Here is a 1,330-nt window from a genome sequence, read left to right as displayed (position 1 = left end):
CGCAGCCGGGCCGGGTGAGGCGGGCCCGCTCGTCGGTCGACTCGCGGGGTGTACAACGAGGGTTCCGGAGGATAGGCTTCTTGAGGTTGAGCCGTCGGCCATAGACGCCTCTTTTGGAGTACCTATGGACCGTAGATTGCACGCCCTTGTAAAGTTTGATGTTTCCACCGACGCTGTCGAGATCGACGTGCGGGGGAGCCTGAATCAGGACTCCCGCTCCGCGCTGGTTCACATTGTTCGCCGGATTCGCCGAATGGGCATCACCTCCCACATCAGAGTCGGCTTTTCGCACGCCGCGATTGTCGAATCGCAGGCACTAGCGGGACTCCGCAACGACCTCAATGCGATCGACGGCGGAGCCACCGAAGTTGGCCTGCCCACCGGATCCGGCGTTTCCCTGGAATTCACGGACAAGCCTGCCAGTCCCGGTTTCGGGGCCGCGGCGGGAACGAAATCGATTGAAATCACCGGCGAATTCGCAGCCTCAATCGACGCGGCGGGACTCCAACCGCTGGACAAATGCTCCGATGAAGAACTTCTTGCTGCCAGCGATTTCGCGTTTGGCCTGCTGGACCAGCCCGGTACATCCGCCTCGCCGGTAGTGCTGGCGCACTACGACGCGATCGGCTTGGAGATTTCGCGCCGGGAAACCAAGCATGCCCCTGCGGATCCTGCTGAACCGCAGTAAACTTGAGCCCACCATTGAATGGAATCCGTGGGAAATGGGGAAAACGCAGTGGCCAACTCGGCATCCGGTGATTCCGTCGTGGACCGCATCGTCCGGATCATCGAGGCATTCCCCGAAGGATCCACGTCACTCCGTCTTTCCGAACTCGCGGAGACTGCCGGCTTGCCGCTCACGAGTGCCCATCGCCTGGTCCGGCAGCTCGCCGACCACGGTCTCCTGGATCTGGCTGCCGGCGGAGATGTCCGCCTGGGCCTGCGGTTATGGGAACTCGTCAACCGGAATTCACCCACCTTGGCCCTCCGGCAAGCGGCCCTGCCGTTCATGGAGGATATCCAGCAGGTCCTGAACCAGAACGTGAACCTTGCCGTGCTCGATGGTTGGGAGGCGTTGTTCGTGGAGCGGCTGTCCCGCCGGGGATCCGTGGCCAACCGTGCCCGCGTTGCCGGCCGGATGCCCGTTCACATTTCTTCGGCCGGGCTGGCGTTAATGGCCAGCCAGCCGCGGGAAAAGCAGGCCGAGTACCTCAAACAGTTCAGCGACCCAGCCGAAAAGATGACGGCCGACGTCGTCCGTCACCTTTTGGCTGAAACCGCCCAGCAGGGGTACGCGCAGCTCGCGGGCGTCGTGGATCCGGACACTTGG

The 1,330-nt window shown here is 62.9% G+C and carries 2 protein-coding genes; both read left to right on the top strand.

The annotated features are described in order from the left end of the window. The first annotated feature begins 124 nt into the window (after positions 1–124). Positions 125–688 carry a hypothetical protein gene (locus AHiyo1_RS12485; protein WP_059388779.1) on the top strand — a complete coding sequence of 188 codons (564 nt, stop codon included), beginning with the start codon at positions 125–127 and terminating at the stop codon, positions 686–688. 48 nt (positions 689–736) lie between these two features. Then, positions 737–1,330 (top strand): IclR family transcriptional regulator (locus AHiyo1_RS12480; protein WP_059388780.1); only part of this gene is annotated, 594 nt, incomplete at its 3' end.

Source organism: Arthrobacter sp. Hiyo1 (genome assembly GCF_001263615.2).
In the GTDB taxonomy this organism is placed as follows: Bacteria; Actinomycetota; Actinomycetes; order Actinomycetales; family Micrococcaceae; genus Arthrobacter.
Note: the sequence above shows the minus strand (reverse complement) of the source record. Positions and strands in the feature narration are given on the sequence as shown.

Bases quoted from the DNA above. Each gene is read 5' to 3' on its own strand.
- AHiyo1_RS12485 (WP_059388779.1), top strand. From the start codon at position 125: ATGGACCGTAGATTGCACGCCCTTGTAAAGTTTGATGTTTCCACCGAC.